This is a genomic window from Streptomyces sp. NPDC051172 (assembly GCF_040682555.1).
Lineage (GTDB): Bacteria > Actinomycetota > Actinomycetes > Streptomycetales > Streptomycetaceae > Streptomyces.
In genome coordinates this window covers 1-1,088 of the sequence record NZ_JBFBBE010000455.1, presented here as the reverse complement: position 1 = coordinate 1,088, position 1,088 = coordinate 1, and the positions used below count along the sequence as shown (strand labels likewise).

Annotated in this window: 1 protein-coding gene; it reads right to left on the bottom strand. The window is 74.6% G+C overall.

Annotated elements, in window-relative coordinates; genetic code table 11:
* Nucleotides 1-69: 69 nt before the first annotated feature.
* On the bottom strand, nt 70-1,088 hold a 1,019-nt coding region (locus AB0N07_RS51895; protein ID WP_365848086.1), incomplete at its 5' end, for an SseB family protein.

Below are 1,088 nucleotides of genomic sequence, written 5' to 3'. Positions count from 1 at the left end.
CAAGGATGGGGTGGGTCCACCAGGGCCCTCCCCTCCCCCTCAACGGTACCGGACCGGCCGGGCGAACGATCAGGGCCGGCGGACCGTGATCTCCACGGAATCGGCCCGTTCGGCCAGCAGCGGCAGGTCTGCCAGCAGGGTCCTGAGCGTGGCCGTCATCAGGCGCACCCCGGCACCGTCGGTGTCCCGGGTGGGCATCGCGACGATCTGCAGCTCGGGCCCGGCCCCGCCTCCGTTCATCACCGCGCCGGAGCCCGTGTGCGTGGCCACCCCCGACCCGGGGGCGAGACCCAGGTTCAGCAGGTTCGGGACCAGGTCGGCGACCTCGGCGATCTCGTCCGCGATCTCCTGGTCCCGATAGGCGGGGGTCCACTCCTTCTGCTGGGCGAGCGACCACACGGCCGGACGTCGCACCACGTACGTGTGCTCGGCGCCGGCGTCGATGACGACGAGCTCACAGCCCTCGTCCACGGCGGACAGGCAGGCACGCGGCAGCCACACGGCCACGGGCCGGGCGACCGGGTTCCACGCCGTCAGCGCGGGCACGTTCGTGAACACCGGCAGCGCCTGCCGGCCGTCCGGCGCGCGCATGGTCACGAGGGCCACGTCCGCGGCCTTGTCCCCGTGCGCCGCGACGTCGTGCTCGTGGCCGGTGTGGTCGGCGTGGTCGTGGACGTCGTCCTCGTCCACGGCGAGGGTGGGCACGACGGCGGCGAACACGCGGATGCGCGTGAGCACCTCCGTCACCTCCCGCTCACCGGCGGAGCCGTCCGTCAGGGCCGCCATGACGGCGGTCCACTCGGCCGGGCTGGTGCCGTCGTCCTCGTCGAACACGTGCAACGGGTTCGCGGAGCCGTCCACGCCGGGGGCGGAGAGGTCACGGCCCTGCCACGGGATGCCCGCGGTGTCCGCGGTGTTCTCGCCCGCGGTCTTCTCCCGCATGCGGTCGAGAGCGGCCCGGATGTGCCCCGGCAGCTCCCGGGCCGCCGGATGCGGCACCGCGACCCTCTCGTCGATCGGACCGAACCCGTCGCCGCGGGCCCGGCCGCCGTCGTCGTGCGAGCCCGTCACGGGGCGACCGGGCCGGG